General features: G+C 69.9%; 22 protein-coding genes. 14 read left to right on the forward strand and 8 right to left on the reverse strand.

Going from position 1 to position 25,008, the window contains the following annotated elements:
* Window positions 1-120 precede the first annotated feature (120 nt).
* Window positions 121-723: a TetR/AcrR family transcriptional regulator gene (locus tag ACGFY5_RS05610; RefSeq protein WP_392718663.1), complete on the forward strand. Its 603-nt coding sequence runs from the start codon at window positions 121-123 to the stop codon at window positions 721-723.
* Here the strand turns inward: ACGFY5_RS05610 and ACGFY5_RS05615 are convergent.
* Complete coding sequence (locus tag ACGFY5_RS05615; RefSeq protein ID WP_392717651.1) at window positions 671-1,576, reverse strand: MaoC family dehydratase; 906 nt, start codon at window positions 1,574-1,576, stop codon at window positions 671-673. The two genes, ACGFY5_RS05610 and ACGFY5_RS05615, sit on opposite strands and share 53 nt — an antisense overlap.
* Window positions 1,577-1,728: 152 nt before the next feature.
* Window positions 1,729-3,198, reverse strand: coding sequence for a 3-oxoacyl-ACP reductase (locus tag ACGFY5_RS05620; RefSeq protein ID WP_392717653.1), 1,470 nt, complete (start codon window positions 3,196-3,198; stop codon window positions 1,729-1,731).
* Between the two features lie 85 nt (window positions 3,199-3,283).
* On the opposite strand from ACGFY5_RS05620, the gene ACGFY5_RS05625 reads away from it, so the two are divergent.
* The 5 genes from ACGFY5_RS05625 to ACGFY5_RS05645 all read left to right on the forward strand — a co-directional run bounded on the left by ACGFY5_RS05625 (window position 3,284) and on the right by ACGFY5_RS05645 (window position 10,474).
* A complete protein-coding gene (locus ACGFY5_RS05625) occupies window positions 3,284-4,540 on the forward strand; it encodes an acetyl-CoA C-acetyltransferase (RefSeq protein ID WP_392717655.1) in 1,257 nt (418 codons plus the stop codon).
* A 130-nt stretch (window positions 4,541-4,670) separates the two neighbouring features.
* Entirely contained in the window at window positions 4,671-6,347 is a 1,677-nt protein-coding gene (locus tag ACGFY5_RS05630; RefSeq protein WP_392717657.1) for an alpha-amylase family protein, read from the forward strand.
* Entirely contained in the window at window positions 6,344-7,519 is a 1,176-nt protein-coding gene (locus ACGFY5_RS05635; RefSeq protein WP_392717659.1) for a glutamate--cysteine ligase, read from the forward strand. Before ACGFY5_RS05630 ends, ACGFY5_RS05635 begins: the two co-directional genes overlap by 4 nt.
* Before the next feature lie 70 nt (window positions 7,520-7,589).
* On the forward strand, window positions 7,590-8,387 hold the full coding sequence (locus ACGFY5_RS05640) for an SAM-dependent methyltransferase (protein ID WP_392717661.1): 798 nt from the start codon (window positions 7,590-7,592) through the stop codon (window positions 8,385-8,387).
* The gene (locus ACGFY5_RS05645; RefSeq protein WP_392717663.1) at window positions 8,384-10,474 is read left to right on the forward strand and encodes a putative bifunctional diguanylate cyclase/phosphodiesterase; all 2,091 of its coding nucleotides are present in this window, start codon (window positions 8,384-8,386) and stop codon (window positions 10,472-10,474) included. Before ACGFY5_RS05640 ends, ACGFY5_RS05645 begins: the two co-directional genes overlap by 4 nt.
* A gap of 31 nt (window positions 10,475-10,505) precedes the next feature.
* Here the strand turns inward: ACGFY5_RS05645 and ACGFY5_RS05650 are convergent, their stop codons facing one another.
* On the reverse strand, window positions 10,506-11,489 hold the full coding sequence (locus ACGFY5_RS05650) for a coiled-coil domain-containing protein (RefSeq protein ID WP_392717665.1): 984 nt from the start codon (window positions 11,487-11,489) through the stop codon (window positions 10,506-10,508).
* Window positions 11,490-11,790: 301 nt separating this feature from the next.
* Window positions 11,791-12,114 (reverse strand): DUF3040 domain-containing protein, encoded by a 324-nt coding sequence (locus ACGFY5_RS05655; RefSeq protein WP_392717666.1) that lies wholly within the window; start codon window positions 12,112-12,114, stop codon window positions 11,791-11,793.
* Between the two features lie 172 nt (window positions 12,115-12,286).
* On the opposite strand from ACGFY5_RS05655, the gene ACGFY5_RS05660 reads away from it, so the two are divergent.
* Window positions 12,287-13,435: a geranylgeranyl reductase family protein gene (locus tag ACGFY5_RS05660; RefSeq protein ID WP_392717668.1), complete on the forward strand. Its 1,149-nt coding sequence runs from the start codon at window positions 12,287-12,289 to the stop codon at window positions 13,433-13,435.
* A gap of 34 nt (window positions 13,436-13,469) precedes the next feature.
* On the opposite strand, the gene ACGFY5_RS05665 is transcribed toward ACGFY5_RS05660, so the two are convergent.
* From ACGFY5_RS05665 to ACGFY5_RS05680, 4 genes are read right to left on the reverse strand one after another with little or no spacing between them, the layout of a single operon-like run.
* Window positions 13,470-14,075, reverse strand: a complete 606-nt coding sequence (locus tag ACGFY5_RS05665) for an ATP/GTP-binding protein (protein WP_392717670.1) — start codon at window positions 14,073-14,075, stop codon at window positions 13,470-13,472.
* Window positions 14,056-14,418, reverse strand: coding sequence for a DUF742 domain-containing protein (locus ACGFY5_RS05670; protein WP_392717672.1), 363 nt, complete (start codon window positions 14,416-14,418; stop codon window positions 14,056-14,058). Before ACGFY5_RS05670 ends, ACGFY5_RS05665 begins: the two co-directional genes overlap by 20 nt.
* On the reverse strand, window positions 14,415-14,846 hold the full coding sequence (locus ACGFY5_RS05675; protein WP_392717674.1) for a roadblock/LC7 domain-containing protein: 432 nt from the start codon (window positions 14,844-14,846) through the stop codon (window positions 14,415-14,417). The genes ACGFY5_RS05670 and ACGFY5_RS05675 overlap by 4 nt, the downstream gene beginning before the upstream one ends.
* Window positions 14,843-17,728 (reverse strand): nitrate- and nitrite sensing domain-containing protein, encoded by a 2,886-nt coding sequence (locus ACGFY5_RS05680; protein WP_392717676.1) that lies wholly within the window; start codon window positions 17,726-17,728, stop codon window positions 14,843-14,845. Before ACGFY5_RS05680 ends, ACGFY5_RS05675 begins: the two co-directional genes overlap by 4 nt.
* Before the next feature lie 278 nt (window positions 17,729-18,006).
* Here ACGFY5_RS05680 and ACGFY5_RS05685 point away from each other — a divergent pair, with 278 nt between their 5' ends.
* From ACGFY5_RS05685 to ACGFY5_RS05715, 7 genes are all read left to right on the forward strand, one after another.
* Entirely contained in the window at window positions 18,007-19,395 is a 1,389-nt protein-coding gene (locus ACGFY5_RS05685) for an ABC transporter substrate-binding protein (protein ID WP_392717678.1), read from the forward strand.
* Complete coding sequence (locus tag ACGFY5_RS05690) at window positions 19,392-20,360, forward strand: carbohydrate ABC transporter permease (RefSeq protein ID WP_392717680.1); 969 nt, start codon at window positions 19,392-19,394, stop codon at window positions 20,358-20,360. Before ACGFY5_RS05685 ends, ACGFY5_RS05690 begins: the two co-directional genes overlap by 4 nt.
* Window positions 20,357-21,259: a carbohydrate ABC transporter permease gene (locus tag ACGFY5_RS05695; protein ID WP_392717682.1), complete on the forward strand. Its 903-nt coding sequence runs from the start codon at window positions 20,357-20,359 to the stop codon at window positions 21,257-21,259. The genes ACGFY5_RS05690 and ACGFY5_RS05695 overlap by 4 nt, the downstream gene beginning before the upstream one ends.
* 15 nt (window positions 21,260-21,274) lie before the next feature.
* Window positions 21,275-22,327, forward strand: coding sequence for a phosphotransferase family protein (locus ACGFY5_RS05700; RefSeq protein ID WP_392717684.1), 1,053 nt, complete (start codon window positions 21,275-21,277; stop codon window positions 22,325-22,327).
* Window positions 22,327-22,974, forward strand: a complete 648-nt coding sequence (locus ACGFY5_RS05705; RefSeq protein WP_392717686.1) for a histidine phosphatase family protein — start codon at window positions 22,327-22,329, stop codon at window positions 22,972-22,974. Before ACGFY5_RS05700 ends, ACGFY5_RS05705 begins: the two co-directional genes overlap by 1 nt.
* Before the next feature lie 78 nt (window positions 22,975-23,052).
* Entirely contained in the window at window positions 23,053-24,033 is a 981-nt protein-coding gene (locus ACGFY5_RS05710) for an expansin EXLX1 family cellulose-binding protein (protein WP_392717688.1), read from the forward strand.
* 238 nt (window positions 24,034-24,271) lie between these two features.
* Window positions 24,272-24,898, forward strand: a complete 627-nt coding sequence (locus ACGFY5_RS05715; protein WP_392717690.1) for a 4'-phosphopantetheinyl transferase family protein — start codon at window positions 24,272-24,274, stop codon at window positions 24,896-24,898.
* Window positions 24,899-25,008 lie beyond the last annotated feature (110 nt).

Raw genomic sequence — 25,008 nt, forward strand, 5'->3', positions numbered from 1 at the left:
GACCGGTTCCGACTACTCATTGGTAAACTTACTGGCGAGTAGATTACTGATGCGGTGGGTAGGCTGCAAGACGTGACCGGGCCCTCCAGACGTCTTCCACGGCGTGTGCGTGAGCAGCAGATGCTGGACGCGGCCACTGCTGTGTTCTCCGAGCGGGGATTCCACGCCGCGTCGATGGACGAGATCGCCGAGCGTGCCGGTATCTCGAAGCCGATGGTCTATCTGTACCTGGGGTCCAAGGGCGAGTTGTTCAGTGCGTGCATCCGGCGGGCGGGTGGTCAGCTCACCGAGGCGATCAGCGCTGCCGCTGAGCCGGACCTGCCTGCCGAGCAGCAACTGTGGGCCGCGGTGCAGGCGTTCTTCGCGTTCGTGGGGGAGCACCGCGACGCGTGGGCGGTGATGTTCCGCCAGGCGCGGGGCGAAGGGGAGTTCGCGGGGGAGGTGGCGGGAATCCGCCGGCTCGTCGTCGACAACGTCGCGGACCTGTTCGCGCGGGCGATCCACTCGGCTGGTGCCGTGGATCCCGGGCCCGACGAGCTGCGGGCACTGGCCCACGCGCTCGTCGGCACCGGGGAGTCGATGGCGGAGTGGCTGCTCGATCACCCGGACGAGAAGCCCGAGACCGCGGCCACCCGTTTGATGAACATGCTGTGGATGGGGCTCGGGAGCCTTATTCGGGGTGAGGTGTGGCGTTCGCCGGTGCCGGTTCCACCCGTCCGGTGAGGTTGTTCGCCACGGTGAGGTCCCAGCCGTTGGCGCGGGGGTGGGCGGAGAAGTCCACTGTCGACGGCAGGAGCAGTGGTTTTCCGAACTGCACGGTGATCGTGTAGGCGTCGGGAAGCCGGCCTTGGAGGGCGGCGAGGCACCGGGCCTTCACCCACATGCCGTGCGCGATGGCACGCGGGAAGCCGAACAGCTTCGCGCTGAGCGCATGCAGGTGGATCGGGTTCCAGTCCCCGGAAGCCCTCGCATACTCCCGCCCCGTCTCACCCCCCACCGACCAAACCCCAGCAGGAACCCCCTCCACGCCCTCGCGCGCGTCCGCAGCGCCCATGCCTGCGCCGCGCGCGTCCGCAGCGTCCATGCCTGCGCCGCGCGCGTCCGCAGCGTCCATGCCTGCGCCGCGCGCGTCCGCAGCGTCCATGCCTGCGCCGCGCGCGTCCGCGCCGGCGCTGTCTGCGTCCGCGGCCGCAGGGGTGGGGTCCGCGGGAGTGGGGGAGCGGTGGAGGTAGGTGGCGGTGCTGTGCCAGATCGGGGCGCCGTCGATTCGGGCGTTGGTGACGATGTCGAACTGGCGGCCGCGGCGGTGGGGGCGGAGGTTTTCGGCGTGGACTTCGAAGGTGAGTCCCTCGGTAGGGGCGATGGGGCGTAGCTGGGTGATCGTGTTGCCGATGTGGACGATTCCGGGCAGCGGGAACGGGAACTCTCGCTCGGACATCAGCGCGATCGCCAGCGGGAACGCGAGCACCTGCGGATATGTGCCGGGCACCGCGTCGCCCAACCCGAACCCGCACACGCGGTTGTAATCCGCGAGCCGCTCCCGATCCACCGCGACCTCCTCCAACACCAGCCGCATACCGGGCAACGAACCACCACCCCCACGCCTGAGCAACGCCCGCGGATAAAGGGTCGAGAGCCGGGGCGCACGCGAAAGCACGCGCACCTCACCGCGCGCAACGGAGGCGCCAGCGCTGTCGGCGCCGGGCTGGGTGGCGTCGGGGGTGGGCATCAGGCGCCCAGAAGGGACTGGCCGCACACCCGGACCACCTCGCCGTTGATCCCGGCGGAGCCGGGGGACGCGAACCACGCGACGGTCTCGGCGACGTCGACCGGCAGACCACCCTGCGTCATGCTGTTCATGCGACGCCCAGCCTCCCGGATCACCAGCGGGATCCCCGCGGTCATCCGCGTCTCGATGAACCCGGGCGCGACCGCGTTGATCGTCCCCCCGCGGGACGCGAGCGTCGGCGCGAGCGACTGCACCATGCCGATCACCCCCGCCTTGCTCGTGGCGTAATTCGTCTGGCCCATGTTGCCGGCGATACCCGCCATCGACGACGTGCCGATGATCCGCGCTCCGGGGCGGAGAATGTTCTCGCCGAGCAGGACGTCGTTGATCCGCTCCTCGCTCGTGAGGTTGACGTTCAGGACGATTTCCCAGCGTGCGGCATCCATTTTGCCGAGCGTTCGGTCGCGGGTGACGCCCGCGTTGTGGACGAAGATGTCGACGCCGTCGCGGAGGTGACCGGCGAGGATGGTCGGGGCGTCGTCCTCGGTGATGTCGAGGCTGAGCGGCTCGCCGCCGACGGTGGCCGCGACCTCGGCGAGGTCGGAGGCCGCGGACGGGACGTCGACGCAGACCACGTGCGCGCCGTCGCGGGCGAGCACGCCGACGATCGCCTCGCCGATGCCGCGTGCGGCGCCCGTGACGACGGCGACCTTGCCGCTGAGGGGTCGCTCCCAGTCGACCTGTGGCGTCTCGGCGGAGCCGATGCGGATCACCTGACCGGAGACGTACGCCGACCGCCCGGAGAGCAGGAACCGCAACGTCGATTCGACGCCGTTCTCCGCGCCCGGCGCGACGTAGACGAGTTGCGACGTCACGCCGCGCTTGACCTCCTTGCCGGTCGAGCGGGTGAACCCCTCGAGGGCGCGCTGGGCGGTGGCTTCGCGCGGGTCGGCGCAGTGTTCGGGGGGTGTGCCGAGCACGATGATGCGTCCGCTCGGCGCTAGGCCGCGTACCTGTGGGGCGAAGAAGTCGTGCAGCGCGCGGAGTTGCTCGCTGCGCGTGATGCCGGTGGCGTCGAACACCAGCGCGTGCGGCCGCGGCTCACCGGGCCGCCCCTCGGTCCGAGGCCCGAGCTCACGCACCACCACCCCAGCAGCCCTCAACAAAGGCCCCACCACCGTCACCAACCGCCCCCCGCCCGAGCCGAGGCCCGCGCCGCCTCCGCCACCCGAGCCGAGGCCCGCGCCGCCTCCCCCACCCGAGCCGGACCCATCCGCGCCAGGCTGCGCAGCGCCGCCACCGGCGGCGCCGCCGGGGTCATCTGGGCCCGCGCCGAGGATTACCGGGCCGGGGAGCAGGGGGTCGCCGGGGTGAAAGCGGCGGAGGGTGGGGGGTTCGGGGAGGCCTACGCGGCGGGCCAGGAAGCGGCCGGGGGCGGTGGTGACGAGCTGCTGGTAGCGGTCGCGCATGGAGTCCCTCGCAGTGACGGATCTTACTGGTTGGTAAGACTACTCGCGAGTAAGGTAGTGGCAAGCGAATCGGGAGGAGCCTTCGATGTTCGGAGCACCACGTCGGGTCGGCATCGTCGGCGGGAACCGCATTCCGTTCGCGCGCCAGTTCGGCCCGTACGCGCGGGCGTCCAACCAGGACATGCTCACCGCGGCCCTGGACGGCCTGATCACCCGCTACGGCCTGGAGGGCCAGGTACTCGGCGAGGTCGTGGCCGGCGCGGTCCTCAAGCACAGCCGCGATTTCAACCTGACCCGCGAGACCGTGCTCGGCACCGCACTCGACCCTCGCACACCGGCCTACGACATCCAGCAGGCCTGCGGCACCGGCCTCGAAGCCGCGATCCTCGTCGCGAACAAGATCGCGCTGGGGCTGATCGACTGGGGTATCGCGGGTGGTGTCGATACCGCGAGCGACGCACCGCTCGTGCTCAACGAGAGGTTCCGTCAGGTGCTCCTGGCGTTCAACCGTGCGCGATCGACGTCCGAGCGGCTCAAACTCGTGACCCGCCTCCGCCCGGGCTTCCTCGTGCCCGAGATCCCGCGCAACGCCGAGCCCCGCACCGGTCTGTCGATGGGTGAGCACGCGGCGCTCACCGCCGCCGCCTGGGAGATCGCCCGCGAGGACCAGGACGAACTCGCAGCGGCAAGCCACCACCACCTCGCCGCCGCCTACGACAGCGGCTTCTTCGACGACCTCGTCACCCCGTACCTCGGCCTCGAGCGCGACCAGAACCTGCGCCCGAACTCGACGGTCGAGAAGCTCGCGACGCTGAAGCCGGTGTTCGGCGACACGATGACCGCCGGGAACTCGACGCCACTGACCGACGGGGCGTCCGCGGTGCTGCTGGCGTCGGAGGACATGGGCCTGCCGGTGCAGGCGTGGCTCACGCACTGCGAGACCGCAGCGGTCGACTTCGTCCACGGCGACGAAGGGATGCTGATGGCGCCGGCGTACGCGGTGCCGCGGATGCTGGCGAAAGCGGGCCTCACGCTGCAGGACTTCGACTTCTACGAGGTGCACGAGGCGTTCGCGTCCCAGGTGTTGGCGACGTTGAAGGCCTGGGAGGACCCGGCGTTCTGCAAGGAGAAGCTGGGCCTCGATGCGCCGCTCGGGGCCATCGACCGCGCGAAGCTCAACGTCAACGGTTCCTCGCTCGCCGCGGGTCACCCGTTCGCGGCGACCGGCGGCCGGATCCTGGCCACCGCCGCCAAGCTGCTGGCGGAGCGCGGTAGCGGCCGCGCGCTCATCTCCATCTGCGCCGCCGGCGGCCTAGGCATCACCGCCATCATCGAGCGCTGACGAGTTCTCGGTGCTTCGACGGGTTCTCGGGCCTACCGGCCGCCGAGATAGGCCCGAGAACCCGTCGTAACCCCGACAACACGTCGAGAGCCCGGTTTGCTGCGGTGCGAGCACGGGGCACTGAAGGGGCATGCCCGAGCACTGGTACCGCGAGGCGGTCGTTTACTGCTGTGACGTTGAGACGTTCCAAGACTCGAACGGAGACGGGGTAGGCGACTTCCCAGGCTTGATCAGTCGGCTCGACTACCTCGCCCGTCTCGGCATCACCTGCCTCTGGCTGAACCCGATCCATCCGACCCCCAACCGCGACGACGGCTACGACGTCGCGGACTTCTACGCGGTCGACCCGCGCCTCGGGACGCTCGGCGACTTCGCGGAGCTCATCCACGAGGCGGGCAACCGCGGCATCAGGGTCGTCATCGACCTGGTCGTGAACCACACCTCGGACCAGCACCCCTGGTTCAAGTCCGCGCGCGAGAACAAGAACTCGCCCTACCGTGACTGGTACATCTGGTCCGACACCGAGCCCGAGGACCGCCGCGAGGGCATGGTCTTCCCGGGCGAGCAGAAGGAAACCTGGACCTACGACCGCACCGCGAAGTCCTGGTTCTACCACCGCTTCTACAACTTCATGCCGGACCTCAACACCGCGAACCCCGAAGTCAAGGCGGAGATCAAGCGGATCGCGGCGTTCTGGGTGCAGCTGGGTGTCGCCGGCTTCCGGATGGACGCGGCGCCGTTCGTCATCGAGGCGACACCGCAGGCCCCGAAGGACTTCTCGTTCCTCACCGACCTCCGCGCCCACCTGCAGTGGCGTCGGGGCGACGCGGTGATCCTGGCCGAGGCCAACGTCGGCGCCGACGAGGTGGGGGAGTACTTCGGCGACGCCGGCGGCTCTGCCAACCGGCTCCACATGCTGTTCGACTTCGCTCTCAACGCCCGGCTGATGCTGGCACTGGCCCGGGGCGACGCCGAGCCGGTGATCGACGCATTGCGCGACACCCCGAAGCTGCCCGAGTCGGCGCAGTGGGCCACGTTCCTGCGCAACCACGACGAGGTCGACCTCTCCAAGCTCACCGCCGAGCAGCGCAGCGACGTGTTCGCCGAGTTCGGCCCCGACAAGGACATGCAGCTCTACGACCGGGGCATCCGCCGTCGGATGGCGCCGATGCTCGGCAACGACCGCCGCCGAATCGAGCTGGCCTACGCGATGCAGTTCTCGCTCCGCGGCACACCGGTGATCCGGTACGGCGAGGAGCTCGGCATGGGCGAGGACCTGTCGCTGACCGGCCGCGACGCGATCCGCACCCCCATGCAGTGGACGCCGAGCGTCAACGGTGGCTTCTCGGTCGGAAAGGAGCTCATCCGCCCGGTGATCTCCGAGGGCGACTACGGCATCGAGAAGGTCAACGTCGTCACTCAACAGCAGAATCCGAACTCGCTGCTCAGCTGGTTCGAGCGCATGATCCGTACGCTCCGTCAGTGCCCCGAGGTGGGTCTCGGTGCCTGCAGCGTCGTCGATGTCGCGATGCCCCGCCACGTACTCGCTCACCAGGCTGACCAGGCGGAACGCGGTGCGATGGTGTTTCTCCACAACCTCGCTGACGAGGATGTGACGGTTGATCTGTCGGCTTTGGGGAATCACGCAGAGCATCCGTACGAACTTCTCGCAGACAGGGACTACCCGTCGGTGGACGACACACTGAGTAAGATTCAGCTCGCCGGCTACGGATACCGCTGGATCCGGCTCCGCGACAGCCGCGGCCGGCACACCGGTGGCCAGGTCACCCGTGGAGGCATTGCATGATCGGCGACACCGCGAAGGTCACCCGGTCGGCGTCGGCAGAGGAGTACCACAATCCCGCCGACGACAAGATCGTCGGCGCGACGATCGGCGTCGAGGAGGAGTTCCACGTCCTCGACCCGAAGTCCGGGGAGCTCGTTCCGGAAGCGCTCACGCTGCTGGCGACCCCGTCGGGGGATCACGAGCCGGAAGCGGAGCTGCTGCGCTCGGCGATCGAGACCGCGACACCGGTCTGCCGCAGCCTCACCGAGGTGCGCGGCGAGGTCGTCGCCGCCCGGCGCGCGCTGATCAAGGCCGCCGCCGAGCACGACGTCGCGGTGGCCACCGCCGGTACGGTGCCGGACTCCGGTCTGCGCTCGATGGGCGTCTTCCCGAAGGAGCGGTACCGGCAGATGGCGGCCGAGTACCAGCAGTTGGTCCGTGAACAGGCGGTCTGCGCGTTCCAGGTGCAGGTCGGCGTGCCGAACCGCGACCTCGCGGTCGCCGTGGTCAGCCAGATCCAGCCGTGGCTGCCGGTGCTGCTCGCGCTCTCGGCGAGCTCGCCGTTCTTCTCCAACACCGACACCGGCTACGCGTCCTACCGGACGATCGTCTGGTCGCGCTGGCCCACCGCCGGCCCGGTGCACGGCTTCCGCTCCGCGGACGAGTACGACCGGACGGTCGCGACGCTCGTCGATTCCGGGATCATCTCCGACCCCGGAATGGTCTACTTCGACGCCCGGCCCTCGGCGCGGTACCCCACCGTCGAGCTGCGGATCACCGACGGTTGCCCGCGGGTGGACGACGTCGTGCTGCTCACCGGCCTGGGTCGTGCGCTGGTGGTCACCGCGGCGAACGAGATCGAGCGCGGGGCCGTCCCGATCTCGGCGCGTCCGGAGCTGCTGCGTGCCGCCGACTGGCGGGCCGCACGGTCCGGCCTGCACGGTGAGCTGTTCGACCCGGTCGTGGGGACGGCAGTACCGGCCTCCGACGCGGTGCGGGCTCTCGTCGAGTACGTCGGCCCGGCGTTGGACGCGAACGGCGACACCGACGAGGTGCGGATGCTGCTCGCGGACCTGCTCGCCCGCGGCACGTCGGCCGACCGGCAGCGCGAGGCGCTCGGGCGCCGCGGCACGTTCAGCGACGTGGCGAACCTGCTCATCGAGGAAACCCGTGGCGGAGTAGACGAATCGTAGTTGCGAGGCTTGTGCGTCGCCTGACCATTTCTGCGGTCAACTGACCGAAGTGGTCGGTAAGGTAGGCCGCGTGGAACAGCACACCGCGTCGGACGTCGAGCCGGAACGGCCCAGCGCGGCGCGGGTCTACGACTACTACCTGGGCGGATCGCACAACTTCGCGGTGGACCGCGCGATGGCAGAACAGGCCATTCGCATACTGCCGGAATTACCGGCGAACATGCGCGCCAATCGGGCCTTTCTGCGTCGCGCGGTCCGTTTTATGATCGCCCAGGGTGTGCGTCAGTTCCTCGATCTCGGGTCGGGGATCCCGACCGTGGGCAACGTCCACGAGGTGGCGCTCAGCGAAGCACCCGACGCTCGGGTGGTGTACGTCGACAGCGATCCGGTCGCCGTCGCTCACAGTCAGTCCATTCTGGAGGACGTGGCACAGGCGACGATCGTGCAGGCCGACGTCACCGACCCGGCGGTCGTTATCGGGCACGCCCGGCGGCAACTGGACTTCGACCGGCCGATCGGCGTGCTGATGGTGGCGCTGCTGCACTTCGTGCCCGAGACGGCGAACCCGCGGGCCCTCATCGCGCACTACCGCGACGCGGTCACCCCGGGCAGCTTCCTCGCGATCTCGCACGGCACCGCCGACCAGCAGGGCGACCGCGGTCCGCAGCTGGAAGCCCTGTACTCGCGCAGCGCGAACCCGCTGGTGTCGCGCGACAAGGCGACGATCGAGAGCTACTTCGACGGGTACGAGCTGGTCGAGCCCGGCGTCGTCTTCGTGCCGCTCTGGCGTCCCGATCCGGGTTCGCTCCCGTCGTCGACGCCGCCCGAGCGCACCGCGACGTACGCCGGCGTGGGGCGCGTGCGGTGACCGCGCTCCGGGATCCGGGCAAGCCGGATCTCGGCCGCCGGTGGGCGGCCGCCATCGGTGACACCTCCTACGTCACCGTCAGCGACGCCCAACTGGCACTGCTCCTGCAGGACATCCTCGACCGGCTCCGCGGCGCCGTGCGCGCCGATCCACCCGACACGGCGGTCGCCGAGGAATCCGGCGCCGCGCTCGTCGGAGCGCACTTCACCGGCGTCGACGCCCTGCAGCGCTCGATCGCGATGCTGGCCGACGAACTCGACCGCGAGTCTCGCCCGCACGCCGCCACCTGGGCGATCATCGGCGCGTTCGCGGCCGGGTACTCCCGCGCCCTGCGCGAGGTGACGCTCACCGAGCAGGAGTCGATCCGCCGCGCCGACCTGATCGCCCGCGCCCGCACCGAACAGGCCCTGCGCGCCAGCGACGCCCGGTTCCGCGCCGTCTTCTCCGGTGCCGCTGTCGCGATCGGCATCGGCGACGTCCAGGGCGCGCTGCTCGACGTCAATTCGGCGCTGTCGGAGATGCTCGGCTACTCGGCGGAGGAACTCCGCGGACGCTCGGTGCTGAGTCTCGTCCACCCCGACGACGTGGCCGACGTCGCCGCCGAGGTGTACCGCGCGCTCGCCGAAGGTGGACGGGAGCACGTACGGGTCGAGAAACGTTTCGTGCGCCGGGACGGCGAAGCGATCTGGGGCCTGCTCACGGTCTCGATGGTGCCGGGCGAGGACGGCGAGCCCGGTTACGTCGTCGCCGTCGGCGAGGACGTCACCGACCTGCACCGGCTGCAGACGACGCTGCGCTACCAGGCCATGCACGACCCGCTCACCGGCCTGCCGAACCGGGTGATGTTCTCCGAGCGGATGGACCAGGCGTTCGAAACCGCCGGGGACGACGCCCGGCTCGGCGTCCTGTTCATCGACCTCGACGGCTTCAAGGTCATCAACGACACGCTGGGCCACGACATCGGCGACCGGCTCCTGGTCATGGCCGCCGAGCGGCTCGACCGGGGCGTGAGCAGCAGCGGCCACCTGGTGGCCCGGATGGGCGGCGACGAGTTCGTCGTCCTCGTCGAGCAGTCCGGCGGCGAGGGCGAGCTCACCGCGCTGGCCGAGAAGCTCCTGGCCGAGCTCTGCCTGCCGTGCCAGATCGACGAGCACCTGCTCACGGTCTCCGCGAGCATCGGCGTGGTCGAGCGGCTGGTGGCCGCCACCGACCGCAGCGAGCTGATGCGCCACGTCGACGCCGCGCTGTACTGGGCGAAGGCGGACGGCCGCAACCAGTGGTCGCTGTTCGACAGCGCCCGGAGCGAAGCCGAGGCGATGCGGTACGCGGTCTCCACGTCGATGCCCGCCGGCCTGCAGCGCCACGAGTTCTACCTCGAGTACCAGCCGATCACCGCGCTCGAGGACGGCCGGATGCTCGGCCTGGAGGCCCTGGTCCGCTGGCGTCACCCGTACTACGGCGCGATGCGTCCCGACGACTTCATCGGGATCGCCGAGGACACCGGACTGATCGTTCCGCTCGGGCGGTGGGTGCTGGAGGAGGCCTGCCGCGAGGCACGCTCCTGGGCCGACCTGATGCCGGACCCGCCGTTCGTCAGCGTCAACGTCGCCGCACGTCAGGCCGCTGATCCGGCGCTCGTCAACGAGGTGCGCGCGGTGCTCGAGCAGACCGGTCTCCCGCCGGAGCGGCTCCAGCTCGAGCTCACCGAGAGCGCGGCGATGGGCCCCGCGCCGATCGACACGCTGCACGCGCTGGCCGAACTCGGCTGCCGGATCGCGATCGACGACTTCGGCACCGGCTACTCGAACCTGGCGTACCTGCGGTCGCTGCCGGTACACAGCCTGAAGCTCGCGTCGCTGTTCGTCGCGGGGCTGCAGCCCGTCCCGGGGTTGGACGGCGACGTCGACGCGGAGATCGTCGCGACGCTGGTGTCGCTGGCGCGGACGCTGCGCCTCACGGTCACCGCGGAGGGCATCGAGACGCAGACGCAGGTCGAGCGCCTGCGCGCGCTCGGCTGCCACCTCGGCCAGGGCTACCTCTTCGGCACCCCCATGGCCGCCGAAGACGTGCGCAAACTACTGCACTGAACTCTGCTAGCCAATGCAAACCCCAAGAGGGTTACTGCACGGAGATATGGACGTGGTTCGTGTGGTCGCCGGACGGCGTGCCGTCACCGCTGTAGGACTTCCAGCCACTACCGGGTAGCCAGATCTGCCGGAACCAGATCACGTACAGAACGCCGAGTCGGTCGGCGTTGTCGACGCCCCAGGCGGCCAGCCGGTCGCCGTAGGCCTTCGAATCGCCCGACGCGATGCCGCCGAACCCGCCGGTGTCGGCCGCGAAGTCACACGCCCGGCCTTTCGGGTGCTCGCCGAACGACGCCTGCCGGAAGCAGTGCGTGTAGTGCGTGAAACCGTCGGCCCTGGCCTCGTTGTACGTGTGCAGCATCCGGGGCGTCAGGCAGCCTCCGGAGGTGGGGTCGTCGATGCTGCAGCTCTCGGACGGCCAGCTGCCGTCGGAGTTACGCGCGGCGGGCTGCGCGGCGGCGGACGTGCCGCTCAGGAAGCCGGCCGACGAGTCACCGCCACCGGCCTCGACGAGCGCCTGCTCGGCGTCGGCGCGGCGCTTGGCCATCGTCTTCTCTTGCTGCCGCTGGAGCTTCAGCTCCTTGTCGACCTGCTCGCGCTGGCTCGTGAGCTTCTTCTGCGTGGTGCGCAGCTCGGTGAGCGTGCCGTTCGTCTTCCGCGAGATCGTGTCCATGTACGAAGCACGCTCGACCAGCTCACCGGCCGAGCCGGAGTTCGCCAGCACGGTCAGCGGGTCGGGCATTCCACCCTTGTACGCCTCGGCGCCGAGCAGTTGGGCCTCACCGGTGAGCACCGTCAGCTTCTTTTCGGTGTCGGCGATCTGGCTGACGAGCGACTTCTGGCGCTTCTGCGAGGAGGCGACCTTCGCTTTGGCGTTGTTGTACCCGCTGGCCGCCTGGTCGAGCTTCTTCCGGAGCGCGCCGGTGCCGCCCTCGTCGTCGTCCGCTGCCGAAGCCGGGTGCGGTAAGCCCACCAGGAGGGCGCAGAGCACAGCGAAGACCGAAACGGCTGTCACGAGGAATCGCCGCCGAGGCGCGAGCGTCACTGTGCGTATCCTCCCGAGGTCGAGCCGTCGGCGTTCGTGGCCGTAGTCCGCCGGAACTGTACCGAAGGAACCTGGGTGTTCCGAGCGGTGGTTACGGGGCTGTGGACAACGCCGACGACTCGAAGGAACTCGGGAAACGGATCAAATACGCAGGTCGGGGCGGTGCTCCCCGCGTGCGGGCCCAGTCGGCTGCGCCTGGTGCGTCCGATGTCACGCAGGGTGAGTTGAACGAGTCTTAAGCTGTGGAGCCGACCCGGTTAACCCCGCTAGCTCAGAAGGGCTGGAAGCCGTCCCGGCGGTGCAGACGCCCGACGACCGACGGCGAACCGTGCCGCCGACGTGCTCTCACCTGGTCCGCGACCGCCGCGGCGCACGCGACCACCGCCCCGAGCACCAGCCCGATCGGCTGCGACGCCACGAGCGAGAACAAGGCGAACCCGGTCGCCAGCGCGACCAGCAACTGCAACGGCCAGCGGCGGTCCCGCCGTGGCGCGCGGGGACGACCCTTCGCGAGACCGGCGGCGAACGCCGGGTCGTCGGCCGAGGTCCACGCTTCGATCGCCGACAACTGACGGCGTTCCTCACTGCTCAGCACCGTGGCGCTCCTTCCAGCCCGCAGGCGGTCGGCGAGGGTGGCTGCCACGCCGTGACCGCTTTGAGATCTTCCCCGCTGTAGCGTCGCGCACACGCGTAATTACGACTGCCCTCATTTGCTCTTAGGACGGCTTTCGGAAAGGGCCTCCCGGCCAACCACTACGGTTGCCGTCATGACTGCCGAGTACGACGTCGCGGTGATCGGAGCCGGACCGGCAGGTGCCTCGGCCGCCCGGATCGCCGCGGAGGCCGGCTGCCGGGTCCTGATGCTCGAACGCGGAGTGCTTCCCCGGTACAAAACCTGCGGCGGAGGCCTGATCGGCCTGTCCCGCGCCGCGTTCCCGGCCGGTTTCACGCCGCCGGTCCGCGCGCGGATCGACCGTCTCACCTTCACGCTCGACGGCCGCCTCTCCCGGACGTGGCGCGCCCGCTCGCCGTTCATCGACCTCGTCTACCGCGACGAACTCGACGCCGCTCTCACCGACGCCGCGCTGGACGCCGGAGCGAAGCTGCAGGAGGGCGTCACCGTCACCGGGCTGCGGTCCGAGGCCGACCTGGTCCGGATCCGCACCGCCGAGGGCGAGGTCACTACCCGCGCGGTGGTCGGCGCCGATGGCACTTCCGGTCGCACCGGAACGTACGTGGGTGTGCAGATCGCCCAGGTCGACCTCGGCCTGGAGACCGAGTTCGCCTGGCCCGACGCGACCGTCGGCGACTGGGCCGGCCGCGTCCTGATCGACTGGGGTCCGCTGCCCGGCTCCTACGGGTGGGTGTTCCCCAAGGGCGACGCGCTGACCGTGGGCGTGATCGCCGAGCGCGGGCAGGGAGCGGCCACCAAGGAGTACCTGGCCGCGTTCGTCGACCGCCTCGGTCTGGGGGACGCACCCGAGATCCGCTCGTCGGGTCACCTCACCCGGTGCCGCACCGAGGACTCGCCGCTGTTCCGCGACCGCGTGCTGGTCGCCGGCGACGCGGCCGGCCTACTCGAGCCGTGGACCCGCGAAGGCATCTCCTACGCGCTGCGCTCCGGTCGGTTGGCCGGTGCGGCCGCCGTCGCGGTGGCCCGTTCCGAGGGTGATGCTCTGAGCGTGGCCACCGAGGGCTACGCGGCCGCGGTGGAGGCGGAGTTCGGCGCGGAGATGCGAGCCGGCCGACGGTTCCACACCGCGTTCAGCCGCCGGCCCGGGCTGTTCCACGCCGCGATCGCGACCGCACCACCGGCCTGGGGCCTCTTCCGCCGCCTGGTCGGCGGCGAGACCTCCTTGGAACACGTCGCCGCCCACCGCTCGATGGACCTCGTGCTCCGAGCGTTGTCCCGCTGACCCGTTGCCGGCCTGCGCGTTGAGCGCGGCAGTATCAGGCGTGCCGGGCCGCGAATTCGGGCGCGGCCAAGCGCAGGACGTGCTGCACCAGGCGCACCAGCGCGTCGCGGCTCGAGCGGCGGTCACGCGCGTCGACGAGGACGACGGGCACACCGGGATCGAGGTCGAGCGCCGTCGCGATGTCGCCCACCGAGTGTTCCTGCGTGTTGTGGAAGCAGTTGACCGCGACGATGAACGGCGTGCCCTGGCGCTCGAAGTAGTCGATCGACGGGAAGCAGTCGGTCAGCCGACGGGTGTCCGCGAGCACCACGGCGCCGAGCGCCCCGCTCGCCAACTCGTCCCACAGGAACCAGAAACGGTCCTGCCCGGGCGTACCGAACAGGTAGACGACCAGATCGTCCTTGAGCGTGATCCGCCCGAAGTCCATCGCGACGGTCGTGGTCTCTTTGCGATCGGTGCCGGTGACGTCGTCGATACCGATCCCGACGTCGCTGAGCACTTCTTCGGTGGAGAGCGTCGGGATCTCGCTCAACGACCCCACCATCGTGGTCTTCCCGGCGCCGAACCCACCGGCGATCAGGATCTTGAGAGCGAGCGGAACTTCGACTCCCCCGGGCGACTCAGATCGCGCGAAGTCCATCGATCACTGCCTCCAGTAGCCGGCGGCTCTGCAGCTCGGCTGTCGTCGGTGCCGGTCTGACGACCACGCAGCCCGCCCCCACCAAGTCATCGATGAGAACACGGACCACGCCCAGCGGGAGGTCGAGGTGAGCCGCCAACTCGGCGATCGAGATCGGACGGCGGGCGGACTCCAGGATGTGCAGGTGCTCCGGTTCGAAGCCGGCCCCCACCGGCACGGTGTCCTGCACGCTCAAGATCAGGGCGACGACGTCGAGTTCCTGCGCCGGCCGGGTGCGGCCACGCGTCATCGCGTAAGGACGGACAACCGGTCCGGCCTCGTCGTCGTACCACGTACCTTTCACATTGGGTCACCTTCAACCCTGCTCTGCGCCGCAGACCGCGGCGACGTGGACAGGTAGGTGCCGACCCGGGTGACGAGCATGGCCATCTCGTAGGCGATGAGGCCCACATCGGACTCGGCGTCGCCCAGCACCGCGATGCACGCACCGCGGCCCGCCGCGGTGACGAACAGGAACGCCTGCTCCATCTCGATGATGGTCTGCCGGACGGCCCCGCCGCCGAAGTAGCGGCCGGCGCCGCGCGCGAGGCTCTGGAACCCCGACGCGACGGCGGCGAGGTGCTCGCCGTCCTCGCGGCTCAGCCCGCGCGATCCGCCGATCATCAGACCGTCGGACGACAGCAGAACCGCCTGCTGGGCGTGCGGAACCCGGTCGACCAGATCGTCCAGGAGCCAGTTCAGTTCGCCCGTGGCTCTCGCCGTCTGCGTCATCGTTCACCCTCCAGCGCACCGGTGTTCGAACCTTGACCGGCTGGTACCCCGTCCGGTTCGGATGTACTGCCTTCCGCACCCGACTCGGGCCCGTCATCGGCCGGTGAGTCGGGCCCGATCGTACGCGCGGCATCCGACCGTCCCAGGACGGAGCCGCGCTGGTAGGAACCCATGACGGCGCGGATCTCCTCGGGTGAGCGCATCGTCGTCGGCTCGATCGGAGCCGAGGGAATTCCGGATCCGGCGCGCAGGGGAGCCGCCAGACTTGCTTGACGGACGCGCCGGGGGAGGCCGCCGGTCGTGGTCGCGGCGGGTTCCGGTGCCGCTGCGGTTTCGGCCGCTGCCTCCGCCGCTGTCTCGGCGGCCGCGTCCTCGTCGAGGCGGGACCGGAGCCGGTCGCCCAGGCTCAACGACTCCGGTTCGGTCGCCGGCTCGTCGTCGGGCAGCCCTCGACTGGCCAACGGCGCCCGCGCGACCCCCCGAGGCCGAACGTCCCCACCCTCGCGTCCGAGATCGTCGGCGTCGGACGGATCGGGGCGGCGGCGTTCGCGGCGGGGGAGGGGACCCTGACTACTGAGGTTCTCCCAGTCCGCGCCGGGGTCCCGCCGAATGAGCGGCGGCAGCCCGTCTGCGGAAGCCTCGGAAGGCTCGGAAGCCGAGGAAGGCTCGGAAGCCGCGGAAGGCTCGGACGGGGCGCGACGTTCGTCGGCCGGCCGCAGAACCGTGTCGTCCAACGGCGTCGACAGCAGACTCCAGTCCGAACCCCCCGACCACGCGGTCGAGTCGAACACCGGCGGCGGATCAGTCGAGAGTGTCCCGTTCAGGACCTCTTCCCCCTGCTCCGGCGCCCGATGCGCACCCCCACCCGGCGCCAGCTCCTCGTACCCGGGAGCGACGGTGAGCACGGGCGGCCCGGCCACATCGAGCTCGGCGTCGAGCGGCTCACCCCGCATCGCCTCGGCGCGCAACGGAGGCTCGCGCCGCTGCTGCGGGATCGCCCCCTCGGGCGCGACGATCATCGACCCCGGCAGCAGCACGATCGCTGTCGTTCCGCCGAACGGCGACCCCCGCAGCACCACTCGGATGTCGTGCCGCCGCGCCAGCTGCCCGACCACGAACAGGCCGAGTCGCTCACTCTGCAGCAGGTCGAACTCCGGTGGCTCGGACAGCCGCTGGTTCACGGCCTCCACCTGGTCGGCCGGCATCCCCAGCCCGCGGTCCTCGATCTCGATCGCGAACCCGGCCGGCACGAGTTCCCCGGTCACGTGCACCGTCGTGTGCGGCGGCGAGAACGACGTCGCGTTCTCGATCAACTCGGCCAGCAGGTGGATGACGTCGCTGACGCCACGCCCGGCCAGCGACGCCCGCGGCGCCCCCACGACCCGCACCCGCGCGTAGTCCTCGACCTCGGCGATCGCACCGCGCATGACGTCGATCAGCGGTACGGGATTGCGCCAGCCACGGCCCGGCGTCGAGCCGGACAGGACGATGAGGTCCTCCGCGTGCCGCCGCATCCGGGTCGCGAGGTGGTCGAGCGTGAACAAGTCCTCGAGCTCGTCGGGGTTCTTCTCTTTGCGCTCCATCGCGTCGAGCAGCGTCAGCTGGCGGTGGATGAGCGCCTGGCTGCGACGGGCCAGGTTCAGGAACACCTCGCGGACGCCCCGCCGCAGCTGGGCCTCCTCGATCGCGACCTCGACCGCGGTGGACCGGGCGGCGTCCATCGCCGAGGCCACACCCTCGATCTCCCGGATCGTGAACCCCGTCATCGGCTGCACCTCGGCGTCGACGTCGACGCTCTCCCCGGCGCGCAGCCTGCGCACGACCGCGGGAAGTTCGTACGTCGCGAGGCTCTGGGCTGAGCGCTGGACGCCGACCAGCTCCCGCACCAGCGAGCGTCCGATCCGGATCGAGACGAAGATCGAGACGACGACCGCGATCAGACCGAGCAGACCCGCGATAACCAGGAGCGCGATCGTGCGGTAGCCGCCGGGTTTCAGCTCGTCGATGAAGCGCACCGCCGCCTGTCGGCTGAAGTTGGCGTACGCCTTGGTCATGCCGGCGTCGGCTTCGTTCCAGTTGTTCTCGTCGACCGGCGGGCGGCGGTTGCGGCTGCCGTCCCGGACGATCGAGTCCTCCATGTCGGCGAGCATCCGTCCGGTGGACGTGTCGCCGAGCGCGATCAGCTCCTGCTGGTCGACGGCCGGGAACTTCTGCAGTGCGTTCGTCAGTAGGTACCGGCGGGTGTTGATCAGGCTGATCGTCCGGTCGTACTCCGCGGTCTGAAACGCCCCGGCGGCCAGTGCGCCGGAGACGATCGCGGCCTCCTGGCTGAAGATCTCGGCCGCTTCACCGATCTGGAGCAGGCCTTCGGAGCGGTGGCCGCGGCCGGGCTCGGGCGTCGCACCCAGCGCGTAGGACGTACCGAAGATCTTGGCGATCAGGTCCGAGTAGTAGTCGGAGACGGTCAGCCGGGGGCTCGCGCCGGTGTCGATCCAGGACCGCTGCTGCGGGAGTTCGTCGGCGGCGGCGAGCAGCGCGTCGAGCTCGGGGCGGATTTCGTCGGCGTGGCTGCTGTCCGAGGTGCTCTTCCTGAACGCGGAGTACGCCTCGTCGGTCTTCTTCCGCGCCGCGGTCAGCTCGACGCTGTTGCGCCGGCCCGCTCCGACGTCGGTGACCGAGATCTTCCGTTCGACCTGGAGGGCTCCGAGGAGGTTCGCGCCGGGGAACCCGATCTCGTCGGACCGCGACGAAGCCGCCAGTAGCGTCAGCCCGTCGGACAGCGTGATGCTGGCGGCGATCGCCCAGAGCACCACGAGCGAGATCAACGGCAACGCGAGAAGCGTGACGAGTTTGGCCAGGACTGACCGGCTGCGGGACTGCATCGCACCTCGCACGGACGGGGAGAGACCGCTGTGCCCGCTGTTTGGGGGCCACGGAATGGTCGTCCGGGAGTCGGCACCGGGTGGGGCCGCGTCGTTGCGTTGTTGCAGGACGTACCCGGAATGGTCCTGCGGGCGGACGCTAGCAAAGTGACGGTTGAGGCGACAAGGATGGCTCCTATCAGGACCGTCAAGACCCGTGGGTCAGAAAGGCGAATATCCCCCAGTAACTCATCGATCGGTGGGATTCTGGGGGTAATCGCTCCCGGAAGGAGTCTTTGATGACCCGTCCCGGTTGGATCGCCGCACTACTTGCCGCCTTGCTCACCACTACCGTCCTGGCCGGCTGCTCGGGTGACAGTTCCTCGGACGACGACGGCACGCTGACTGTGTGGAGTCTGGAGAACCTGCCCGATCGGGTGGCCGCGACCCAGAAAGTGATCGCCGAATTCACGAAAAGCTCCGGCATCAAGGTGAAGTACGTCGGCGTCGACGAGAACCAGTTCTCCAAGCTCGTCACCGCCGCAGCCGCCGGCGGCGATCTCCCGGACGTCATGGGTGCGCTGCCACTGCCGGCGCTCTGGTCGCTGAACGCGAACGAACTGCTCGACACCGCGTCGGCCGGCGAGGTCCTGACGTCGCTCGGCGCCGACACGTTCAACCAGCGCGCGCTCTCGCTCACCAAGGACGGCGACACGGTGCTCGGCGTCCCCAGCGACGCGTGGGCGCAGTTGCTCTTCTACCGCACGGACCTGTTCCAGAAGGCAGGCCTGGCGAAACCGGAGACCTACGAGGCGATCACGGCCGCCGCGAAGAAGCTCACCAGCGGCAGCCAGGTCGGCATCACTGCCTCCACTGTCGCCAACGACGGCTTCACCGCGCAGACGTTCGAGCACCTCGCGCTCGGCAACGGCTGTGAACTCGTCGACGACAGCAAGAAGGTCGCGATCGACAGCGACCAGTGCGTCGGCGCCTTCCAGTTCTACGACGACCTGATCACGACCGGCTCGGTGAAGGGCGCGCAGAGCGTCGACTCCACTCGCGCCACCTACTTCTCCGGCCGCGCCGCGATGGTGATCTGGTCGTCGTTCCTGCTCGACGAACTGGCCGGGCTCCGCTCGGACGCGCTGCCGAACTGCCCGCAGTGCAAGAGCGATCCGACCTATCTCGCCAAGAACACCGGCGTCGTCACCGCGATCAAGGGCCCGGACGGGCAGCAGCCGGCCCAGTTCGGCGAGATCACGTCCTGGGCGGTCAGCGCCACCGCGCAGACCGAGAACGCGAAGAAGTTCGTCGAGTTCATGATGGGCGACGGCTACACCCGCTGGCTCGGGCAGGCGCCCGAGGGCAAGGTGCCGGTCCGCACCGGTGACGGTTCCGCCAAGACCGCCTATGTGGACGCCTGGCGAAAGCTGCCTGCCGGCGTGGACAAGAAGGCCCCGCTCAACACCCTCTACCCACCCGAGCTGGTCGACCAGCTCGTCTCCTCGGTCGACACGTTCGCCCGGTGGGGCATCGAGCAGGGTGAGGGCCGGCTGGTCGGGGCCACCCTGGGCGAGTTGCCGGTCGCCAAGGCGGTCAACGCGATGACCAGCGGCCAGCTCGATCCGCCCGGCGCGGCGAAACAGTGCCAGGAGCAGGTCGACGACATCAAGAAGAGCCTCGAATGAGCCGCGCGACGCTCGAGCCGCCGGAGGTCGACGACCTCCCGAGACGCCGCGGCCGGCGGACGCCTCTGCAGCGCGGCGAAGCGAAGACCGGCTGGGGTCTGCTGACGCCGACGCTGATCATCGTGCTGGTAGTGGTCGTCGCGCCGATCCTGTGGACGATCATCCTGGCGTTCCAGCGCGTCCGGATCATCGACCTGCGGCGGCGCGGGCTCGTCGGCGAATGGACGCTGCAGAACATCGAACGGGTCTTCGGCAGCCCGGGGTTCTGGGACACGCTCTGGACGACAGTGGCGTACACGGTGTTCGGCGTCGCGATCTCGATCGGGCTGGGGCTCGCGGCGGCGCTGGCGGTGCGTCACCCGTTCCGCGGCCGGACGTTCGTGCGTGCGTCGTTCCTGCTGCCGTACATCGCGCCGGTCGTCGGGGCCACGTTCGTCTGGCAGACGATGCTCAACCCGGAGTACGGCGTGCTGAACGCGTGGGGCACCCGGTTCCTCGGCTGGGACCGGCCGGTCGACTTCCTCAACGAAGTGTCCGGGTCGCTGTTCGGCATCCCGGTGCCGACCGCGCTGGTCACCGTGATCCTGTTCGAGGGTTGGCGCTACTTCCCGTTCGCGTTCCTGTTCCTGCTCGCGCGGATGCAGGCGCTTCCGAAGGACATGGAGGAGTCGGCGCTGGTCGACGGCGCCACCCCGACGCAGCGGTTCCGGCACATCGTCCTGCCGCAGCTGCTGCCGACGATCGCGGTGCTGACCGTGCTGCGGTTCGTCCTCACGTTCACCAAGTTCGACGACGTCTACCTGCTGACCGGCGGCGGGTCCGGCACCGAGGTGGTCAGCGTGCGGGTCTACGACTTCCTGACCAGCCGGGGTGACATCGGGGCCGCGTCCGCCGAGGCGCTGGTGCTCGCGATCGCGCTGGCGCTTTTCGTCGGCGTCTACCTGCGTCTGGTGAGGCAGTCATGACCGAGGTGTCCGAGCGGCCGGTGCGTCGGGACTGGGATCGCGACCGGATCGAGCACGCGGTGCTCGGTGTCGCGCGGTGGGTGACGATCGTCGTCCTCACCGTCGTCAGCCTGTTCCCGTTCTATTACATGGTGCTGCTGTCCGTCCGGCTCATCCAGGACGTGCAGCTCTCGCCCGGCTCGATCCTGATCCGGCCGGGCGAGATCGTGTTCGACACCTATCAAGAGGTGCTGCGGTCCGTCGAGAACGGTGGACAGGGCTTCGTGCGGCTGATCGGGGTGAGCGCCGCGGTCTCGGTCGCCACCGTGATCGTGACGCTCGCGGTGTCGATCCCGGGCGCCTACGCGGTCACCCGGCTGCGGTTCGCCGGGCGTCGCCAGGTGGACGGCCTGTTCCTGGCGATCTACCTGTTCCCGGCGATCGTGCTGGCGATCCCGCTCTACGTGGTGCTCAGCCGGCTCGGCCTGCGCGGCTCGCTGGTCGCGTTGGTGCTGGTGTACGTCGCCCAGACCGTGCCGGTGACGCTCTACATGCTGCGCGGCTACTTCGACACGATCCCGGTGAGCCTGGAGGAGGCCGCCCAGCTCGACGGCTGCGGGCGGCTGGGCGTCATCTGGCGGGTGAGCCTTCCGCTGTCGCGCCCGGCGCTGGCGGCGACGGCGCTCTACGTGTTCATGATCGCGTGGAACGAGTACCTGTTCGCGCTGCTGTTCCTGGTGGAGCGGCGCGACCGGTGGACGGTGTCGCTCGGCCTGTCGCAGCTGGCCGGATCGATCGAGATCCCCACCACCGTGCTGATGGCCGGTTCCGTGCTGCTCACCGCGCCGATCGTCGCCCTGTTCTTCGCCGGCGAGCGGCTCCTTGTCGAGGGTCTCACCGGCGGGGCCGAGAAGGGATAGGTACTGTCCCGTACCGTGGCAGACACGAGAGCGGTACGCAGTGAAGACGCGTTCGACGTGGCCGCCGTGCACAAGTGGCTGGCCGAACGGGTCGACGGTCTCGACGTGCCGCCGGACGTGCGGCAGTTCTCCGGCGGCGCGTCGAACCTCACGTACCTGCTCCACTACCCGGACCGGGAACTGATCCTGCGACGCCCACCGGCCGGGCGCAAGGCGTCGTCGGCGCACGACATGAACCGGGAGTACCGGGTGCAGAAGCACCTGAAGCCGGTGTTCCGGTACGTGCCGGAGATGGTGGCGTTCTGCGCCGACCACGAATATGCCGGAGTGCTCGGCGCCGACTTCTACGTCATGGAGAAGCTCGACGGCACGATCCCGCGCAAGGACTTCCCGCCGGAGATCCAGCTCGACCCGGTCCAGGCGCGCACGCTGGCGTTCACGGTCATCGACACGCTCGTCGAGCTGCACGACGTCGACCCGGCGGCTGCGGGCCTCTCCGATCTCGGGCGGGGCGCGGGTTACGTCGAGAGGCAGGTGCGCGGCTGGTCGGACCGGTACCGCAAGGCCCGGACCTGGAACGTGCCGAAGGCCGAGAGCGTGATGGCCTGGCTCGACGAGCACCGCCCCGACGACGTGAAGTCGTGCCTGATCCACAACGACTACCGGCTGGACAACGTCGTGCTGGCGCCGGACGACCCGTTGCGGGTGGTCGGCGTCCTCGACTGGGAGATGGCGACGATCGGGGATCCGCTGATGGACCTCGGTGGGGCGCTGGCCTACTGGATCCAGCACGACGACCCGTACCTGTCCCAGCGTGCTCGCCGGCAGCCGACGCACCTGCCTGGGATGCCGACCCGGCGCGAGGTCGTCGAGTACTACTGCGACCGCGCCGGGCTCAGCGCGGACAACTGGGCGTTCTACGAAGTCTTCGGCCTGTTCCGGCTGGCGGCGATCGCCCAGCAGATCTACTACCGCTACCACCACAAGCAGACGCGGAACCCGGCGTTCCGGCAGTTCTGGATCAACGTCAACTACCTGATCTGGCGCGCGCACAAGGCGATGCGCTGATGGCGGTCGTCTACCTGATCCGGCACGGTCAGGCTTCGTTCGGCGCCGCGGAGTACGACGAGCTGTCGGAGCTGGGACGGGAGCAGTCACGCATCGTCGGTACGGCGCTGGCCGCGCAGGGGGTGCGGATCGACAGTGCGGTCTCGGGCGGGCTGCGCCGCCAGCGGGACACCGCCGAACTGTGCCTGAAGGCCGCCGGCCTGGCGTGCGACCTCGCCGTCGACGACCGCTTCGACGAGTACGACCACTTCGGCCTGGCGGCGCAACTGCACGACGGTCCGGTGCCGGCGTCGTCCCGCGACTTCCAAGCCGTTCTGGACGTCGCGCTGGAGCGGTGGATCTCCGGGGCGATCACGCCGGAGGGAACGGCGAGCTGGGTCGAGTTCTCGGACCGGGCGTGGGCGGGACTGGACGAGTTCCTCGCCGCGCTCGGGCGGGGCGGCTCGGGCGCGGTCTTCACGTCCGGTGGAGTAATTGCTGCGGTCTGTGCCCGGTTGCTCGGACTGTCCCCGGCGGGGTGTGTCGCGCTTCACCGCGTGGTCATCAACGGCGGAATCACCAAGGTCGTCGCCGGTCGCGGTGGTGCCGCGCTGATCTCGTACAACGAGCACTCGCACATTCCCGCTGCGCAGGTCACCTATCGGTGAAGTTGCAGGGGGCAACGCTGGCTACTGTTGCTCGTGTGGGGCAGGATGTCCGCCGGGGGAGAAGAGGGTTGGCTGGCAGTGGAAACCACGCACAAGGGGAAACGGCGCAGAGCGCGCGGTTGGCTCGCCTGGGGCTTACCGACGCTGATCGGTGCTGCGGTGCTCATTTCGGTGACCGCGCTGGTCCTCGGTCTCAAAGGCCTGTCCGACGCCGCCTGCGCGGCCGTCTTACCGCAAGCGCTGTCCGTGCCCGCGGCCGTGCCGCAGCCCGGTGACAGCCGCTCCGGTCACACCACGTTCTTCGACCTTGCCGCGTCCGGTGGCTCCGGCTGCTCGTACGACGGCCCACCCGCCGACGGCATGTACCTCGCGCTCGGTTTCGACGAGTTCGCGAACGGCGCCGCGTGCGGCACGTACTTCAACGTCACCGGCCCGAACGGCAACACGGTCCGCGTCCAGGTCGTCGACTCCTGCGCCCCGTGCGCGCCCGGCCACATCGACATGAGCGAGAAGGCGTTCTCGCAGCTCGCCGACCCCGAGGCCGGTGACGTCCAGGTGACCTACCGTGCGGTGGCCAATCCGTCGCTGCCCGGTTCGCTGAAGTTCAAGGCGCAGGAAGTCAGCGAGTACTACGTCGCGGTGCTGCCGATCAACCACGGCAACCAGCTCACCAAGGTCGAGATCAACGGCGGCAACGGCTGGCAGACCGGGACGCGGCGCGGCGACGGTTACTACACCGCCGACAACGCCGGCAGCGGTCCGTTCCAGATCCGGCTGACCGACATCCAGGGACACACGACGACGGTCAGCGGCGTCGACCTGTCCGGCGGTTCGACCACCTCGACCGGTGTCTCGATGTACTCGGGCTCCGGCGGTGGACGCCAGACCGGCACCACGAAGAAGAAGACGACGACGTCTCCGTCGGCGAGCGCGTCGCCGAAGCCGTCGCACACGATCACGCTGCCGCCGGCGATCGGGGCCACCGACGCGCCGACGCCGTCCGCACCCGCGGTCGGACGGCCCGAGACGACGAACCTCGCCGACCCCAAGCAGTGTTAGGCCCTGTTTCAAAGGCCAGCAGGCCGCCGTGGCCGCGGCCCAGACGACGACCGGCCGCGTTGTCGGCCCTTCCGGATACAACAGCGGTATCCGGAAGAACCTCCGTCTTGCCGGATCGCCGCCTGGACCACGCCCACGGCGGCCTGAACCTTTGAAACAGGGCCTAAGCGTCCCGGCGCTCGCGTCGGGGGAATGTCAGGTCTGGTGGGCGCGGCCGCTCACCGGGACTGCTCCTGAGTTGCTCACGGCCCTGCTCGATCCGATCGAGCAGGGCCGTCGTGCGGGGTATCGGCGGGAGGCGGACCGCGCCCGGTTCACGGTTGCGGCGAGCCTCCTGCGCGTGGTCAGTGGCGCTCATCTGGGGATCGAGCCGTTGCGGGTGGCGGTGACCCGTTCGTGCCCCGACTGCGATCGGCCGCACGGGCGACCGGTGCTTCCGGTGGCCGGGTGGGAGTGCTCGGTGTCGCACTCCGGGGACCGGGTTGCGGTGGCGATCGGTCGGACCGGGGCGCTCGGTGTCGACGTGGAGGAAGTTTCGCAGCGGGATGACGCCGGCCTGCGCGAGATGGTGCTTGCCGCGGACGAGCGTGGGGACGATTTCGTGACCTACTGGGTGCGGAAGGAAGCGGTGCTCAAAGCCACCGGCGAGGGATTACGCGTCTCCCTGACCGAAATCGCGGTCACCGCCCCCGACACCGAACCGGCCCTGGTCCGAGCCCACCACCCCGACCTCCCGTCCCGAACAACCCTCCGCACTCTCACCCCCGGCAACGGCTATCGCGCTTGCCTGGCGGCCCTGGACGCCCCATCGGTCACCGTGACCGAACTAGACGCCACTGAACTCCTGGCCGCGACCGGCCGATAGGCGCGTCCGCGCGGCGGCGCTGGTTGCCCGTCCGCGCGGTGAGCGAGGGTGGGCGGGCGGGACGCCCGCGTCGGCGCGGTGACGGGTCTGCTCGCGGCGTCGGCACGGCG

Source organism: Cryptosporangium sp. NPDC048952 (genome assembly GCF_043197895.1).
In the GTDB taxonomy this organism is placed as follows: domain Bacteria; phylum Actinomycetota; class Actinomycetes; order Mycobacteriales; family Cryptosporangiaceae; genus Cryptosporangium.